This is a genomic window from Intestinibacter sp. (assembly GCF_022780145.1).
GTDB lineage: Bacteria > Bacillota > Clostridia > Peptostreptococcales > Peptostreptococcaceae > Intestinibacter.
Map to the genome: position 1 here is coordinate 1 of NZ_JALEXO010000263.1, position 17,982 is coordinate 17,982.

The 17,982-nt window shown below is 28.2% G+C and carries 12 protein-coding genes; 8 read left to right on the plus strand and 4 right to left on the minus strand.

Features of this window, described 5'->3' with window-relative positions; all coding sequences use genetic code 11:
- The 7 genes from MR593_RS09760 to MR593_RS09790 all read left to right on the plus strand — a co-directional run.
- On the plus strand, positions 1 to 4,546 hold a 4,546-nt coding region (locus tag MR593_RS09760; protein WP_290692341.1), incomplete at its 5' end, for a DUF4132 domain-containing protein.
- An 81-nt stretch (positions 4,547 to 4,627) separates the two neighbouring features.
- Positions 4,628 to 9,283 (plus strand): DUF4132 domain-containing protein, encoded by a 4,656-nt coding sequence (locus tag MR593_RS09765; protein ID WP_290692343.1) that lies wholly within the window; start codon positions 4,628 to 4,630, stop codon positions 9,281 to 9,283.
- Positions 9,284 to 9,301: 18 nt separating this feature from the next.
- Positions 9,302 to 9,823: a hypothetical protein gene (locus tag MR593_RS09770; protein WP_290692345.1), complete on the plus strand. Its 522-nt coding sequence runs from the start codon at positions 9,302 to 9,304 to the stop codon at positions 9,821 to 9,823.
- A gap of 137 nt (positions 9,824 to 9,960) precedes the next feature.
- Positions 9,961 to 10,329 (plus strand): BlaI/MecI/CopY family transcriptional regulator, encoded by a 369-nt coding sequence (locus MR593_RS09775; protein WP_290692347.1) that lies wholly within the window; start codon positions 9,961 to 9,963, stop codon positions 10,327 to 10,329.
- A gap of 71 nt (positions 10,330 to 10,400) precedes the next feature.
- Positions 10,401 to 13,169: a M56 family metallopeptidase gene (locus MR593_RS09780; RefSeq protein WP_290692349.1), complete on the plus strand. Its 2,769-nt coding sequence runs from the start codon at positions 10,401 to 10,403 to the stop codon at positions 13,167 to 13,169.
- Between the two features lie 153 nt (positions 13,170 to 13,322).
- A complete protein-coding gene (locus MR593_RS09785; RefSeq protein WP_290692351.1) occupies positions 13,323 to 13,742 on the plus strand; it encodes a YjdF family protein in 420 nt (139 codons plus the stop codon).
- 148 nt (positions 13,743 to 13,890) lie between these two features.
- Entirely contained in the window at positions 13,891 to 14,367 is a 477-nt protein-coding gene (locus MR593_RS09790) for an MGMT family protein (RefSeq protein WP_290692353.1), read from the plus strand.
- Positions 14,368 to 14,388: 21 nt separating this feature from the next.
- Here the strand turns inward: MR593_RS09790 and MR593_RS09795 are convergent, their stop codons facing one another.
- The 4 genes from MR593_RS09795 to MR593_RS09810 form a co-directional block, all read right to left on the minus strand.
- On the minus strand, positions 14,389 to 15,279 hold the full coding sequence (locus MR593_RS09795; protein WP_290692355.1) for an SPL family radical SAM protein: 891 nt from the start codon (positions 15,277 to 15,279) through the stop codon (positions 14,389 to 14,391).
- Between the two features lie 66 nt (positions 15,280 to 15,345).
- Positions 15,346 to 15,564: a hypothetical protein gene (locus MR593_RS09800; protein ID WP_290692357.1), complete on the minus strand. Its 219-nt coding sequence runs from the start codon at positions 15,562 to 15,564 to the stop codon at positions 15,346 to 15,348.
- An 84-nt stretch (positions 15,565 to 15,648) separates the two neighbouring features.
- A complete protein-coding gene (locus tag MR593_RS09805) occupies positions 15,649 to 16,683 on the minus strand; it encodes a DUF4179 domain-containing protein (protein WP_290692359.1) in 1,035 nt (344 codons plus the stop codon).
- Positions 16,655 to 17,242: an RNA polymerase sigma factor gene (locus MR593_RS09810; protein WP_290692361.1), complete on the minus strand. Its 588-nt coding sequence runs from the start codon at positions 17,240 to 17,242 to the stop codon at positions 16,655 to 16,657. Before MR593_RS09810 ends, MR593_RS09805 begins: the two co-directional genes overlap by 29 nt.
- 198 nt (positions 17,243 to 17,440) lie before the next feature.
- Between MR593_RS09810 and MR593_RS09815 the strand changes: the two genes are divergently transcribed.
- On the plus strand, positions 17,441 to 17,911 hold the full coding sequence (locus tag MR593_RS09815) for an RNA polymerase sigma factor (RefSeq protein ID WP_290692363.1): 471 nt from the start codon (positions 17,441 to 17,443) through the stop codon (positions 17,909 to 17,911).
- Positions 17,912 to 17,982: the final 71 nt, after the last annotated feature.

Consider the following 17,982-nt stretch of genomic DNA (forward strand, 5'->3'; position numbering starts at 1 on the left):
AAAAGCAATCGAGGAAGTATTTTTAGGTGAAAATAATATACATACAGTAGAGCCATATATGATTATAGGTATAATACAAAGTGATAACGAAAAGATGTACAAGCTTTTAGGTGATTTTTTACTGGCAGCTAAATTACAAGAAGGTGTGAGACAGGTTATATGTAATTGTATGGATTGTGGAGTGCCCGAGTCGTTTATCTATCTACTAGATGTAATAGTTAAGCATAATTTAATTAGATTTTCATCTGTAAAACGATCTGTATGCACATGGATAGGTATATACGAGGAGGACAAGGTACATAGAATAACTCCTAAAATTGTAAATATTATGGTCGAGGCTTTAAAAAATAAGGAATATAGAAATGAGCTTTTAAACAGCGAGGATACAATAGAATTTATGGTGGCTCTTTGGAGTATAGGATTTTATGACTTAAATGAAGTTGAGAGATATATAGATTCGCTTATAGAAATAGGCGATGAGGATAAATTAATAGTATCAGTATATTATATAAGCATGATAAATTTAAATGATTATAAGTATCGCCTTGCTATTAAAATTATAGAAAAATATTCTAAAAATATAAAATTAGTTGCTGCGTATTTACCGTATTACAGGGATAATTTATTTTACATAAAAAGGATTTATTACAGAGAATGCAAGGATGATTCTTTTTATGAGGATGAAGAATACTATATGAATATACATTTAGACAAGGAAGAAGCATTGAAGCATTTTGATATATTTATGAATATATTTAAATCTATGGATAAGAGTAAAATAGTTATAAGTCACAATGATAAATTTCCATATGAAAATATAGTTATAGAAAAATCAGATATAGCAGATATCTTGTGCTGCTTGGCGTATATAATAGACGATGAAAAAATAATCGACGAGGTGTGTCCTATTATAAAAAATGTCCCAGCAAATGAGAGATATAAGCTTTTATATCTTTTACTTAAAAATCCTAAAAATAAAAAGCAAATGAATACACTGATCTCATTTTTAGGAGATAGAAGTCAAAATACATATGAAAAAGCATTTGAGATTTTAAATAAATTGGATTTAAGCCAAGATGAATATACTAAAATTGAGAAGCTATACACTAGAAAATCTGGAGATATAAGGGCAAATTTAACAGCTTTAATTTTAAAATCAGACGATACGTTTTTAAAAGCTAGCATAGACAGACTTTTAAGCTCGAATAAAGAAGAATTGAGAATAGGAGCTTTAGATATTTTAATATCTGTGTTTAAGGATGAAAATAGAGCGAGTTTGTACGAGGATTTTAAGCAAAAGGTTAAAAATATTCAAAATCCAACTGATAAAGAAAGTGTAATGATCGAATCTATTTGTGAAGAGAAAATAGTTCATAATTCTAAAAAATACGGCTTATATGAAAAAGATTTAAAATTAGACACTGAGCTTTTAAAAAGTAAATTAGACGAGTTTTCAACAACAAAATCAGATGGTGCACTTAGTATAAAAAACAAATCTATAAGTGAAATCTTCAATATGGAAAAAGAACGCGCCTTAGAGATAATATATAAGTTATCTGATACTATAGAACAAAATAAAGATAAAAAGTACACTACATTTTGGGGAGAAGAGCTTTTAATAGGAGATGGTATAGAGATAGAATATGATTATAAGATAAAGCCTGTAGAAAATCTGCCTTATCCAGATATATGGATTGATTTTTATAAAAAGTATATTGGTGATTTTTTAACATTATTTAATTTAGTTCACTATCTAAATTGTGAAGGAGATTCAATTGTTAAACGTATGAAAAACAGCGTACAAAATTTATTTGAAAGAGATTACTCAATAGATATAAGCCATATAAAGCACGAGTTTTCAATAAAACAAATAATAAATGCTCTATATGCAACTTACTATGATAAAGAAATCATGTATGAAATATCTAAAAAGGTTATGAGCAATATACCTGAAAAGGTAGAACTAAATCACCTAACTTTAAATAAAAGAAACTTTTTAGCTATGGACATGATGCAGCCTTTTTTATATGCAATAGATTTGTGGCAGGATGATGAGCAGTTTTTAGAAGCTTTTTTAATAAAAAATAAAATAGATCAATTGTGCGATTATAAATCTATACGACAATATCAAGAATACAGTCTGGATAATTTATTTGATTATATAAAGCTCTATAAAATGAATTTAATACCTAAAGAGCTTTTATATAAAACTATATTTGAAGACATAGATTTAGGAAGATGTGTAAGTACTTTAGGCGAAATGGTGATGTCTATACACGATGATGAATGTAAAACTAATGTAGATGATATAAGATATGAATTTACAGAAGAAGATGAAGAATTATATAGATATGAAGATGAATACGAAAGATATAGCAAATATTTAGATATTAACAATCAAGAGGATATAGACTTAATAGATGAAATTTACAAGACTATAATCGATGTGGTATTAGATGTTGAACTAAAAAGAGGAGAGATGACAACTGAATTTTCAAATGTAATACCTAATATCAGAATAATATATTCTTGCAAGAGGTTAGTACAGATACTTAAGGCTATGGGATCAGATACGTTGAATAGAGGAGATGCATACTTTTTTGGAGGTAGTAGAAGAGATATATTCAGTCATTTACTAAAGGTATGTGTACCTCTGAAGACAGACAATAAAGATGTTTTAGCTGATTTATTAAAGGATACACAAATTACTAAAGAAAGAATTATAGAAGTATGTATGTATAATTTAAGCTGGATAGATATTATAAGTGATTATCTAGATATGAAGGACTTGAAGAGAAGCTGTTACTACTTCATAGCACATATGAACGAAGATGTAGATTGTAAGACAGAGGCGATAATAAAAAAATACACACCTTTGGAAATTGAAGAGCTTAAAAACGGTGCTTTTGATATAGATTGGTTCAAGGAATGCTATGAAAGCCTTGGAGAAGAGATGTTTTACGTGCTTTACGATGCTGCTAAATATATTTCAGATAGCAACAAGCATACTAGAGCTAGATATTTCTGTGATGCTGTTACAGGCAAGCTAGATAAAAATGAAGTCAGAAAAAAAATAACTGAAAAGAGAAATAAAGACCTTTTGATTTCATATGCATTAATTCCATTAAAAGATGAAAAGGATTTAATTCAAAGATATGAGTATATACAACAATTTTTAAAAGAAAGCAAGCAATTTGGTGCTCAAAGAAGAGCCAGTGAAAAAATAGCCTGTGAGATGGCTCTTAGAAATCTAGCTATCAACAGTGGATACAAGGACTCTATGAGACTTACATTGAATATGGAAAATAAATTAATTGAAAATATAAAAATTTATTTAGAGGAACACACTATAGACGATATAACAGTTAAGCTAGTTATAGATGAATACGGCAAGGGAGCTATAGAATGTGTTAAAAACGGCAAAAAGCTAAAATCAGTGCCAGCTAAATACAAAAAAGACTACTATATAGTAAATCTAAAGAATATAGTTAAAAAATTAAAAGATCAGTACAGTAGAGCTAAAAAAATGATGGAAGATGCTATGGAGGATAAGGAGGAGTTCTATTTTAGAGAAATAAAGACTTTAATCGATAATCCCGTTGTAAATCCTATTTTGAAAAATTTAGTTTTTATAAAGGATAGTGTAGGAGTAAGTAATTGCGAAGCTTTGGGATTTTTCACAGACGAGGGACTTGTAGATTTTGATGGAAAAGTATATGCTTTAAGCGATGATAATGTAGTAAGAGTTGCACATGTATTTGATCTATACGCAAATGAAGTTTTACATGAATACCAAAAATATTTATTTGAAAAACAAATAAAACAACCATTTAAACAAGTATTTAGAGAATTATATGTAAAAACTGATGACGAATTAGATAAAGACACAAGTCTTAGATATGCGGGAAATCAAATACAAACTCAAAAGACTGTATCGACTTTAAAATCAAGACGTTGGATTTGCGACTACGAAAATGGACTTCAAAAGATATTCTATAAAGAAAACATAGTAGCAAATATATACGCTGTAGCAGATTGGTTTTCTCCAAGCGATATAGAAGCACCTACACTTGAAGGTGTCAGCTTCTACGATAGAAAGAGCTTCGAGCCTAAAAAAATACAAGAGATTCCAGATATAATTTTCAGCGAGGTAATGAGAGATACAGACCTAGCTATAAGTGTGGCACATGTAGGTGGAGTCGATCCTGAAACTAGTATGTCTACTATTGAAATGAGACGAGAAATATTTAAATTTAATTTAGAATTATTTAAGTTAGATAATGTGGAAATCAAAGAAAGACACGCAGTTATAAAGGGATGTAGAGGAGATTATTCTGTACACTTGGGAAGCGGTGTAGTTCATCAAATAGGAGGTAGCGCTATAAACGTAGTAGCAGTACAATCTAGTCATAGAGGAAAATTATTCTTGCCTTTTATAGATGAAGACCCTAAGACTGCTGAGATTATGTCTAAGATAGTTTTATTTGCAGAAGATAAGAAGATAAAGGATCCTTATATACTAAATCAAATACAAAATTTTAAATAAATTAAGATAGTTTATATGTATTTAAATTTTAAACAGCGAGTGAAAGTATATTTTACTCGCTGTAAATTTAGGAGGTCTACTATGGGGGAGTTATTAAATGATAGAACAACGCCTAATGAATTTAAAAAAAGTATAAGAGATAAAATTTTAAAAATACCAGAGGATATGGCAAAAATATGTGAGGATATATATTTGAAATACTCTAGGTATTCGTATACAGGAGAGATAACTCTCGAGATAGAGCAGAAGATAAGTGCTAATTTTAAAAATGGCACATATAAAAAACCTAGTGATATATTTAAAGGTGAGTATAAAATAATATTAGATGTATTTATAGAACCGAATTTGCAAGGTGATTATTTACATTTAATTGATAAATTGAATAGATTTCAGTTGGGAAAGGGAAGCTATGGTATAAAGAGTATTAGAAGTTATGATTACACATTTAAAATTTGCAATATTTTTGGCGTTATGTATAACGTTTCTAAATTTTCTTTTTTAAAAACTTCTCTTGTAGATATACTCAAATTAAATATAAGCGATTATATGTATGAATATATAAAAAGAAATGTAGCTTTAGAAGATGTAATCGAAGCTAGGTTGGATTTTGAAGATTCAGAGGTAGAAAATGTTATATCTGAGATTATTTCTGGAAAAGAAAATGTATACCCTATGAACAAAGATATAATTAGAGGAATTATAAAAAGCGACAATCAGAAAATGCATAAGCTGCTTGGAGATTTAATAGAAGCTGAAAAGGTTAAAGAGGATATACTTAGATTGATATGTGAAAATATAAATTGTGGTGTAGATAAATCTTTTGTATATTTTTTAGATATAATAGATAGAAATAATTTGATTAGATTTTCTTTTGTTAGAAGCTCGTTTCTTCAGTGGATAGATATCTATAACATCGATGGCTTGTATAAAGTTGCATATAGAATGATAAATAAAATTTCAAAATCATTGCAGGATAAAAATTATAGACTGGATCTTTTAAATAGTCGAGATAAGGAAGAGTTTTTTATAGGTCTTTGGAGTACGGGATTTTATAATATACAAGATGTGTGTTCGCAAATTGATGGTTTTATAGAAGAAGGAAATCATGATAAGCTATTAGCTTTGTATTATTACTTAAATTCAGTTGCTAGGAACTCTGAAGATAATCGTTATTTTGATGCTGCTAAAAAAGTATTAAAGAAATACAATCGAGATTTAAAATTAGTTGCTTGTTATAAGGATTTTTATGAATATAAGTTTTCTTATTTTAATTATAGAGATTATAAATTTTATTGCGATGAAGAATGTGTAAATAAAGATATTATGTCTAATAAAAGAAAGAGCTTTTTAAATCAATGTTTTAAAGATAAAGAAGAGGCTTTTGAGTATTATAAAATTTTTGTTGAAGTATATAATTGTATTGATAAGAAGGAGATTGTGTATTCTACAGATGAGTTTCCATATGAAAAAATACGTTTAGAAAAATCAAAAGTAGCTTACATAATATGTAATTTTATTTATATGATGGATGATGAGGATTTAATAGATCAGAGCTGTGAATTTATAAAAAATGTTGATACTGGACGTAGAGGTATGATGCTTATGCTTTTACTTAGATATCCAGTTAATAACAATCAGAGAAATACGTTGATATCATTTATGAGTGATAGAGATGAGAGTACTTATAAAGTGGCATTTGATATTTTAAACAGTTTAGACTTAAAAGACAGTGAATATAAAAAAATAGAAAAATTATATACTAGAAAAACAAGCCAAATAAGGGCTAATGCTACTTGGTTGATTTTAAAATCGAGGGATGAATATTTAACATCCTGTATAGATAGGTTACTTAAATCATCCAATCAAAGCGTTAGAATGGGTGGACTTGATATTTTACTTGAATTATCTAAAAATCAGAATAGACAGGAGTTATATGAGAAGTTTAGAAGTAGAGTTTTAAAAATAAAAGCTCCAACTGATAGAGAAAAATCTATTATAGATTTAATATATAAATCTGAGGATACAGAAGATAAAAAATATAATTTATACAATTCTAGTGTATCGTTTGAAATTAAAGATAGAAGCTATATAAATTTACAAACGAAATACGGGTCTAATAAATCTAGGAAAATATTCAAATTGAGCAATTTTGATATTATGAAAATTATGGAGGAGTTATCTGAGCTAATAGAACAAAACAAAGATAAAAGCTTTGTAGATAGGTTTGGGGCTGAGTATAAATTAGGAGATAAAGTATCGGCTGTTGAAAAAAACGATAGCAAATCAGCTATAGAGAACCTTCCATTTTCCGAGCTATGGATTGATTTTTATAAAAACCACATAAAAGATTTTGATACTTTATTCAATATAAAGCTTTGTTTTATTGCAGAGTCGAATAAAAAATTGTATAAAGATGCTTGTCCGTATATTCAAGACATATTTGGAAAAGAGTTCAACGTAAATGTCAGTAATCTAACTCATGCAAGTAAGGTTAGAGCTATAATATACGCTTTATTTGATACATATAAAAATCAGAGCGATATATTTGAAATATCTAAGCAGGTTTTAGTAGAGGTTGTAAATAGAGTTGATAAGAACTTATTTAATATTGAAAATGAAGATTTTAATTTACTATCTTTGAATTTAATAAGAGTATTTTTACAAGAGCTAAATTGCTACGATGATAGAGAAGGGTTTATCGAGAGCTTTCTAATAAAATACCAGCTAGATTTACTTTGTGATTTTAATTCTATTTATTTTCAAAATGGAGTTAAAAGCTTGACTAATATTTTTGACTATATAAAATTATACGAATTAGAGTTAATCGATCAAAATATGTTTTACAAAGTTGTATTTGAAAATTTAGATTTAGTTGAAAGTATTAAAATGCTAAATGAAGCTTTATCTAACAAAAATAGTAGGGTTTACGATAAATATTTTGCAGGTCGAGATGAAAACTGCAATGACAAGCAAAAATATCATAAATTGATTTTCGATATATATTTAAAAATAATGAGTACAATTATATCTGAAGAAATTAAAAGAGGAGACGGAAAATCTGACTTTACTAAAATTATAAAAGATATAGAAATAATTTATTCATCTGAATTATTAGTCCAAATAATAAATGGAATAGGAAATGAAAAAATAGAAAGAGGCGTTATGAACCCTTCTAGCAGAATAGATGTTTTAAGCTATTTATTAAAAATATGTAAACCTCTAGATATTGATAATGCAGATAAATTTAAGCAAACACTAAAAAGTACGAAGATATCTAAACAGAAATTAATCGAAGTAGCTATGTACAATCCTATATGGGCAGATATAATAGGTGAGAGTATAGGTCTTAAAGACTTAAAAAGTGGCTGTTACTATTTTATAGCTCATGCAAATATATATATAGATAAAAGTACAGAAGCTATTATCAAACAATACACTCCACTTGAAACTGACGAATTAAAAAATGGAGCTTTTGATATAGAATGGTTCAAGGAATGCTATGAAAGCTTGGGAAAAGAAAACTTCGACATACTGTATAAAAGTGCTAAATACGTTTCTCATAGCTATAAGCATTCAAGAGCGAGATATTTTTGCGATGCAGTTACAGGTAAGCTAGATAAAAGTGAAGTCAAAAATAAAATAATAGAAAAAAGAAATAAAGACATGTTAATCGCTTATGCGTTGATTCCAATAGAAGGAGAACAGGATTTATTTGAAAGATACGAGTATATCCAGCAATTTTTAAAAGAAAGCAAAAAGTTTGGTCCACAGAGAAGAAATAGCGAAAAAATTGCATGTGAAATGGCGATTAAAAACCTAGCCATTAATAGCGGCTATGGTGATGATATGAGACTTATTTTATATATGGAGGCAAAACTATCTAGAGATATAGATGTCTATTTTAAACCAAAAGATATAGATGATATCACAGTAAGATTGATGATAGATGATCGAGGAATGAGCTTTATCGAATGTATAAAAAATGGAAGAAAGCTAAAGGGCATACCTGCAAAGTATAAAAAGAATCAATACATAATCGAACTTAAAGAAGTATGTGATAAATTAAAAAATCAACATGACAGAGTCTTAAAGATGATGGAAGAATTTATGGAGAGCAGAAATAAACTTAAATATAAAGAGCTGAGTTCTTTAATGAAAAATTATGTTACGGAGCCTATTTTAAGAAATTTAGTTTTTGTAAGAGATGAAAATACAGTATTGGGATTTTTAAGAGAAGGCGGATTTATAGATTTCGATGGTAATACTTACGATGTAGATGAAGATGACAGCATTAGAGTTGCACATAGCTTTGACTTATACGAAAATAATGTTTTAGATGGATATAAAAATTATTTATCAGATAAAAAGATAGAGCAGCCTTTTAAACAGGTATTTAGAGAATTGTATTTAAAATCAGATGATGAACTAGATAAATCTAGTAGCTTTCGATATTCAAATAAACAAATACCAGTTAAAAAATCTATAGCAATTTTAAAATCAAGACGCTGGATTTGTGATTACGAGATAGGTCTACACAAAGTATTTTATAAGGAAAATATAATTGCAGATATAATTATAGATTCTGATTGGTTTTATCCAGATAGTACGGGAATGGCTTTAATTGAGGAAGTTTATTTTTACGATAGAAAAAGCTTTAATCCAGTAAAAATAAGTCAAGTTACCGATATAATCTACAGTGAAGTAATGCGAGATGTAGATCTTTTGGTGAATTTATAAAATTTAGAGGGGCACAATATGGGAAAACAAATTAATTATTATATGGATTTAGAATCATATAAATTATTAGTACAAAAAGCATTTAAGCTAGGTTTTAAAGTAGTAGTAGAAGATAAAAAGGATATTAAAATATATGATTCTATAGAGAATATTGAATTTAGACAAATGGGAATGTATTTTTATTTACAAGAAGTAGGCGAGCTTGTATTTAGTGAAGATGGATATTTAGATAGAGATCGTAGTCAATTAATTGAAGCTGGTTTTTCTTGTATATACGAATATCAGAAAGAAATCTCACGAGCTCGCCTATGGGTATCGACTGGATATTGGAACGAAAATGAGGGGTTTATACATAGAAACCAACTATTAGATAAAAAGTATTCTTCGTTAGTTAGATATGTCAAAAAATTAGCACCTTATACAGAAATTGAAATGAAGTCATCTAATCCAAGATGTAATTGTAGAACGTATATTACAAAGGAATATATAACACCAGTTTTTCTCGAAATGATAAAATTGGGCGGATATAGCTGTACATAATATTTTGTAGAGGAAATAGCCATAGTGGGTAAAAGCGCTATGGTTTATTTTTTAAAAAATTTCTTGACTTTTAAAACTTACAAATGTAATCTATAAGTATAAGGATTACACTTGTAAGTTTTAAAGGAGGAGATGAAATGAAACAAAATATATCAGAATCAGAATTAGAAGTTATGAAGGTTTTATGGAAAATAAATGAGGGTTCAAGCGCACAGATAATTGAACAATTAAAAGACAACAGCGATTGGAAGCCAAAGACAATCCAGACATTAATCACGCGTCTTGTGTCAAAGGGATTTATAGATGTGGACAAGACAAATAGAAAATTATTCATATACAAACCAGCTATAAGTGAACGTGAATACAAAGACTCTGCAAGTAAGTCATTTTTAGAAAAGCTCTACAATGGATCTATTAATAAAATGGTTTTAAGTTTTGTAAAGGAAAATAAGTTGTCGAAGGAAGAGATAGATGAGCTAAGAGATATTTTAAAGGATGAGGATTAAGATAAAATATTATAAATAATTAAGTTTAAAGTCGATAAGGAAGAATTTATTTTGCTAGGGGAGAAAATTATATGAATGGATTTTATATAGATGCTATTTGGAAATATTTGATAACTGCTAGTATTTACGGGACTATAACGGGTATAGTGATATTAACGGCGAGATTTATTTTAAAAAATAAAATAAGTAAAAAATGTATGTGTCTTCTTTGGATGATATTCATTTTTAAGCTTATTATGCCTTATGGAGTGGAAAGTGCCTTTAGTTTATTTAATGTATTTTCCGTAGTCGATCAAAAGATATATGTCAGTGGTGTTTTTCAAGAAAATGTATTAGATGGTTCTGAGGAGAATGTTCATATAAGTGGAATAGAAAGCGATTCTGACTTTGAAAATTCTAGTAATAAAGATACTAACAATGATTTTGAAGATATTCAAGAGGAAAATCAAAACAAAGATATAATTAATTCCAATTTAATAAATAAAATTCAATTTATAGATATTTTAAAGATAATATGGGCAGCTGTTTTTGTTATTATGCTAAGTATATATTTTATAAGCTATATGCATTTTAAAAAGAATGTGAAAGCTGTCGATTCAGATGAATTTGATAAAGTATATAAAGTATTTGAAAATACTAAAGTAAAGATGAATATAAAGCGAGATATAAAATTAATTATAAGCGATAATATATGTTCACCTTGCATAATTGGAATGTTTAAGACTAAAGTATTGATTCCGATAAGTTTAGTTGATTTAAACGATTCTAAATTAGAGTATATATTTTTACACGAACTATCACACTATAAGAGAAAAGATCTATTGATAAATTATGTACTTATAATATTGCAATGTATGCATTGGTTTAATCCAGTTGTTTGGTTTTTATTTAAGCAGATAAAAAACGATATAGAATTAGCTTGCGATGAAAGAGTTTTATTGATTTTAGATGAAAAAGAACACAATAAATACGGACTCACTATGCTAGATGTTATAGAACAGATTAATTTAAATTTAAACAAGAAATCGCTTGGTGTTATGAATATGACAGATGATAAAAAAACTGTTAAAAATAGAATCGAAGCTATAAAAAATAATAAATTCCTAAAGGGTAAGCGAAAAATAATAGCTATAACAGGGGTTATCTGTGTATTATTACTTGGGATTGTTCTTCTTACAAATAGTAAAGCATTATCTGATCAAAGACCTTATAGTGCAGTTCTATTAGAGGATAGAGATGACTCTACAGATAGGGAATCAATATCTGGTTCAGTTTCTTATATAAATATTAAGGATTTAGGATATGATGGATACGAGGGAACTAAAATAAGCAAAAAAATGCCTTATGAAGCTTCTGTATCGTATGAATTGACAGATTCTAATTCTGAAAATATAAAAAATAATTTGTATAAGGATGCAGCTATAGTTTTTTCTCTTGTCAAAAATGTAGATGAAATAAATTACAAATTAAAATCAGATAAAAAGACTGAAGTAGTTAATTTCAAAAAAGAAGAAGTGGAAAAAGAATTAGGAGTTAAATTTAATACGTTAAATAAGGAAAATTATAAAGATTTTATATTGAAAGTATCTAATAAGGTAAAAGGATATGATAGTTTGGAAAATGCGATTTCAGCATATTTAGATGTGGATTTAGGAATAGATAAAGAATATGAATTTGAAGCAGAAGCTCATACTATATTAGGTCAAAATCAAAAGGAAAATGAATTTGAAGTGTATCTACTTTATTCTGAATATCAATTTGAATTCGTAAATGGAATATTTACCCAAGATGGAGGATCATTTAATATACCTATCAGAATAATAATTTGTAAAAATGATAGAGGAGAATACTGTTTTGTAAATGCTACTGAGGCAGAAGATGGTGAAGGATATGGAGATTCAGTAGAAGCTATGTTTCCTAGAAAAGAGGCAAAACAAGCTTTAAATGCTGATTTTGACAAAGAAATTGACAAACAATTAAAAGAAAAAGCAGAAGATTATTTAAAATCAATAAATAGAGAAGCCGAAGTAATTACTAATCCTGTAGAAACAGAAGAAATCACAATGAATTTTACTGATAAGCAATACGAACAGTTTTCAAAAATGGATATCGACCCATTTCTTGATTTTATAGGAACATATGAATGTGTGGAAAATGGAAAAAGATATATTTATGAAACTAAAAACGAAGGCGAGATTTTTAATTTTAATAAATACGATGAATCCAGAAATTTGTTGAAGACATCTAGAGTAAAAATAGATAAAAATAATATAACCTTACTTGAAGATAAAGGTAAAAATTCACCATATGATTTATCAAATGATTTAACTACATCGATTTCATTAATTCATAATAGTGACGAAAATACTGGCTATTATGATGGAACTTATGATATTAGAATTAGAGTAGGAAATATAGATAAAGATGAAAACATTGTATTAGCCTATGCTTTAAATGGAGATAAATATCAAATTATAGGATCAAATAGTAGTAGCGATATGTCTGAAAGGGTAAAATTAATAGATGAAGTTACTAATAAAACATTGAAAACTTTTTATTTTAGTGCTGTTTCTAGAAATGGTGCATATTTTAAAACAACCGATGATTTTAAAAAATATATTACTAAAGATAAGTATGCATTAGAGCTTCAGTTTAAAATAAAGCCAAATCAAGAGCCTGTAGAAGGAGATAAAATTTTACTTGATGTATTTTCTTATGATGGCGAAATAGATAGCCCGCGTATAGACAGTCAAAAGATAGATATGCCTTCTAAAAATGTAAAAATGAAAAAAAGTAAGGATTTTAACTTAAATGATTTTTATATTGAAGCAAATCAATAAATCCATGTTGACATAACAAATGCAAAAGATTAATATTTTAATAAGTAAAGATAAAAACACAGTTCTGGTTGGTAGTCCAGACGCGGTCATCCGTCAGTAACCTGCCTCCTTGGTTGTCCATTCTTTATAATAAATTTTTAAGGAGGAACATTTATGGATGAGGTATCTGCGAAACTTACAATTTTGTTCGAGGATCCGTTTTGGATTGGACTTTATGAGAGGGTTTATAAAAAGAAGCTGGAGGTTTGCAAGATAACGTTTGGTAAGGAGCCAAGTGACAGCGAGGTTTATGAATTTATGCTCAAAAATTGGAGAAGACTCAGATTTAGTCCACCTGTTGCAGGGATAAAGCCTCAAAAAGAGAAGATAAATCCAAAACGTATGCAGAGAGAAATACACAAATCTCAAAAAAATACGGGTATAGGTACTAAGTCTCAACAGGCATTAAAATTGCAACAGGAACAAATGAAAGACACTAAAAAAGCTGCAAAGAAACTCAGAAAAGAGGAAGAATCTAAACGAAGCTTTGAGCTAAAGCAGCAAAAGAAAAAGGAAAAGCATAGAGGTCATTAGAGATTTTATGCTAACATTTAGGTTTAAAGTGGTGATAAGATTTTATTCAAATTTTATCACTATTTTTTTGAAAAAAATAAAACCGTCTCATTGCATAAAAATAAATATAAAAGTAATCTTTATATTATAGAAGATAGGAGGGATTACTATGGCTAATGAGAAAAATAAAGACTTTAATAAAATGCTTCACGACAGCAAGGATATGCCAAAAATAAAAATTATAACAGATCAAAAGAGTATAGAAAAATACGGCGGGGATAAAATGTACTTTGCACCGCCTGTAGATTACGACGAAATAATGAAGCAAATACCTTGTGGAAAATTAATTACAGTTGGAGAAATTAGAAAGTATTTTGCGAAAGTAAACGATGCAGATTTTACAGATCCAATAACTGCTGGTATTTTTGTATCTATAGCTGCATGGGCTAGTGAGCAACGAGAGGATGACAAGACACCTTACTGGAGAACTTTAAAGGCTAAGGGAGAGCTAAATCCAAAATATCCAGGCAGAGTAGAAGAACAAAAGAAAAAATTAGAAGAAGAGGGTCATAAAATTATCAAAAAGGGAAGAACTAATATACGCTATTATGTAGAGAATTACGAAGAAAAATTATACGATTTATAAGGTAAATTTTTAAAACTCACCTTATAAATCAAATGATAGCTGTTCGTTTTCAAATCTAGATTTGTATTGATAGATAATATCATCCATGCGGTAAGTCATACCTACTTCAGAGCACATGTATTTGAAATAGCTCTGTAGAGATTTATGTTTAGGGCTATTACATACGTATTTGTCCTTGTATAAATTTTCGTATTTATGCAAAAGATTTGGAAAATGCTCCTTTAATTTTTCGTAATAGTAAAATCGCTGATTAGATCTAAGAGTAACGCCAAACATAGGATATATGAAATTGGCGTTATTTTTAGATGCAAAATTTACGATATTTTTTATATTTTCATTAGTATCAGTTATAAATGGAAGCATCGGCATCATTAAAATTCCTGTGTATATTCCTGCGTCTCTAAGCGTCTTTATAGCCTTAAATCTATCAGATGAAGGACATACATTTGGTTCGATTATTTTACTGAGATTGTCGTCAAATGTAGTTATAGTGAATTTAATGATGACAGGAGAATGCTCGTTTATTTTTTTAAGTATGTCGATATCTCTCAATATTAAATCTGATTTAGTCGCTATAGCCACACCAAATCCGTATTTGTCGATTAATTTTAGTGCATTTCTAGTTATTTCGTACTTTTTTTCAAATGGGTTGTAGGTGTCCGACATAGCGCCTATTTGAATTACTCCAGTTTTTCTATTTGTTTTTAGCTGATTTTCTAAAATAGTCAGGCAGTCTTTTTTTATCTTGACTTTATCAAATTCTACTATATTGTAGCAATTACTTCTGCTGTCACAGTAGATACAACCATGACAGCAGCCTCTATACAAATTCATATTGTAGTCAGTTCCAAACCAATGTGAATTATCAAATTGTATTTTAGATAAAATTTCCTTGGCAATAATAAATTCCATAGTTTTATTTGGTGATAACTTTGATGAATTATCATTTCCTTTCGTATATTTTTAAATTATACTTTATTACTTAATATCATTTTTTATAAATTTTTCTAAAGATGATTTATCTTGTGTTATTTTTTCTAGATTATCTCCATAGCTATCCCTATAAGAATCTGCTAATTCGGATTTTTTATACGTAATAGTAGTACCATCGCTAGTATTAATATTTACTATTTCGGCATTTTTACAAAGTGAAAGTATAATCATAGAATTTTTTATCATTATATCAGAAAAAGTCATTGATGAATACGTTTTATCTTCTTTAAATTTAATGCGTAAATCAAGTTACTACAAAATGAATATCTTAGTTGAAATTTAAAATTATCAAGGTAATTCAATCTCCACTTCATCGTTTATAGTTATACTTTTAATATCATTTACATTTAATACTTTAGAAAATCCTGTATAGCTTTCAGATCTTCCAAATAAATCTCTTTCAATTGTAGAATAAGAGGCTGAGTTGTTTATAAAAAATTCGTCGCCTTCGTAAACTGTTCCGTCCTTCATAGTGACCTTACTTATGAATTCTTGGTATCTGCCGTTCATCTTGATTCTAGCGGAAAGAGGTGATATTTCTATAATTTTAACTCTTATATTTCTACCTTTGACTCTATAATTTTTATTTATAACGTATGTTTTTGAAGTATTTTTGTAATCAAGTTTAAATTTCAAAGTCCATGTTCCATCTACTAATTTTACGAAATCTTCATATTTATAGTTTCCGTCTTTGTAATATCCGAAATCTTCAAATACAAATTTTAAATCTCGATTATTTATATCTTCGTATTCCATACAGCATAAAAATTGAACCGTATTGTTGTTTTTATCTGAATCGAGCATTTCAAAAGATCCTGTACATCCAGTATATCCAAATTTTTTAGAGTAAACCTGATAATCTACATTTTCAAAAAAATACTCATTTTCTTTACTTAGTTTATCATCTAAAGTTACTTCAAATAATATATATGCACAATTTTTATCACCAATTGCTTGAGTTGCTTTAATTTTTATTCCTTTACTGCCTACAGATTTATTTATATTCATGCCTGATTTATTTACAAGGTCGTGGCTGTTTTCGTCTATACTCAGTAAATTAGTAAGTTTAGCATTGAAGGAAAAATAATCTGCAGCAAATGACAATGTAGATATCATAAGTGTTGCAGCTAAAATTACGGCTATTATTTTTTTGCGAGAGAAATTTTTTCTCTTGTTATAAGTATCTTTTGTTTTTATTGAGTTATTTATTTTATCCATAGTGGCACCTAAAATACGTTTTTTTTCATCTTCTAAAAGAGGTTTTTCGTTGTCTAGATATTTATCTTCTTCTATATTATTTAACATTTGGTGAATATTCTTCATAAATAATTCCTCCCTTTATAAGTTCTTCTTTTAATTTGCTTTTACTTCTATACAAGATATTTTCGACTTTTTTTTCGTCTAGGTTTAGTTTTAAGGCGATACTTTTGACTTTTTCGAAGTAAAAAAATCTAAGTATAAAAATCGATCTATCAGGCTCCTTAAACTTATCTAGCGTTTTTCTTATAATTTTTTCGTTGTGAATTTTAGCGTATTCATCCTTCATATTTACAGATATCCCTAGATTGTTTTCGTCGATATCAAATAAAGATGAATTTAAATTTAAGCTTCTAAGCTTGTCAAAGCAAGTATTTCTAGCGATTGCATAGATATAGCTCTTTAGAGATTTATTTTTATTTACCTTAAAATTATCTATGTTTTTCCAAAGCTTGAAAAAAGTATCTGAAATAGCCTCCTCGATATCCTCTTTTTCTAAATTACTAAGTATATTAGTACAAATTGTCTTTACTGCAGGTCCGTAAATATCTATAGCCATACTTATGCCTTCTTCAGGAGATTTTTTCAAAAGCTCGGTAACTCGTTTCTCCTTAAACTTATCCATATATATTCCTCCATTTAACCTTATTTCTAAGTAGCTGTAAAAATTTATAAATTCTAACTTCTTCATATATCAATACGAAAAAAAACTATTTTTCACTCAAAAATTTGCAAAAATTTAAAATTACTGTAACGAAACAACTATTTTATGATACTACTATATAAAATAAATAAATTTCTAGCTAGAGGAAAGGAGGTTTACGTGGAAAATATTGAAAAGCTTTACGATTTGTATTCAAAGGATGTGTATAGATTTATTTATTCTTTAAGCTTTGATGAAGAAGTATCTAAGGATATTATGCAGTCGACTTTTTTGGAAGGTATAAAAAGTATAAAAAATTTCAAAAGAAAATGCAGTGAAAAAACGTGGCTGCTTGCTATAGCGAAAAATCAATATTATACATATTTGAAAAAACATCCCTTCACTGAAAATTTATACGACAGTGATTTAGATAAATACAAGGATTATGAAAATGAGTCTTTAGATGAGTATAACGAGGTTTTAAAATTGATAAATGAGCTTAAAGAGCCTCAGAGACAGATAATGATACTAAGACTTATAAATGATCTTACATTTAAGGAAATAGGTGAAATAATAGGCAAGAGTGAGAGCTACTGTAGGGTTAATTTTTTTAGAGAAAAAAAGAAGATAGTCATGCAGTTTGAAGAGTAACTATTAAAAATTTGAAGAGTAGGTGAGAAAATGAGTGAATTAAAATGCAATTTAGTCGAGGATTTAATGCC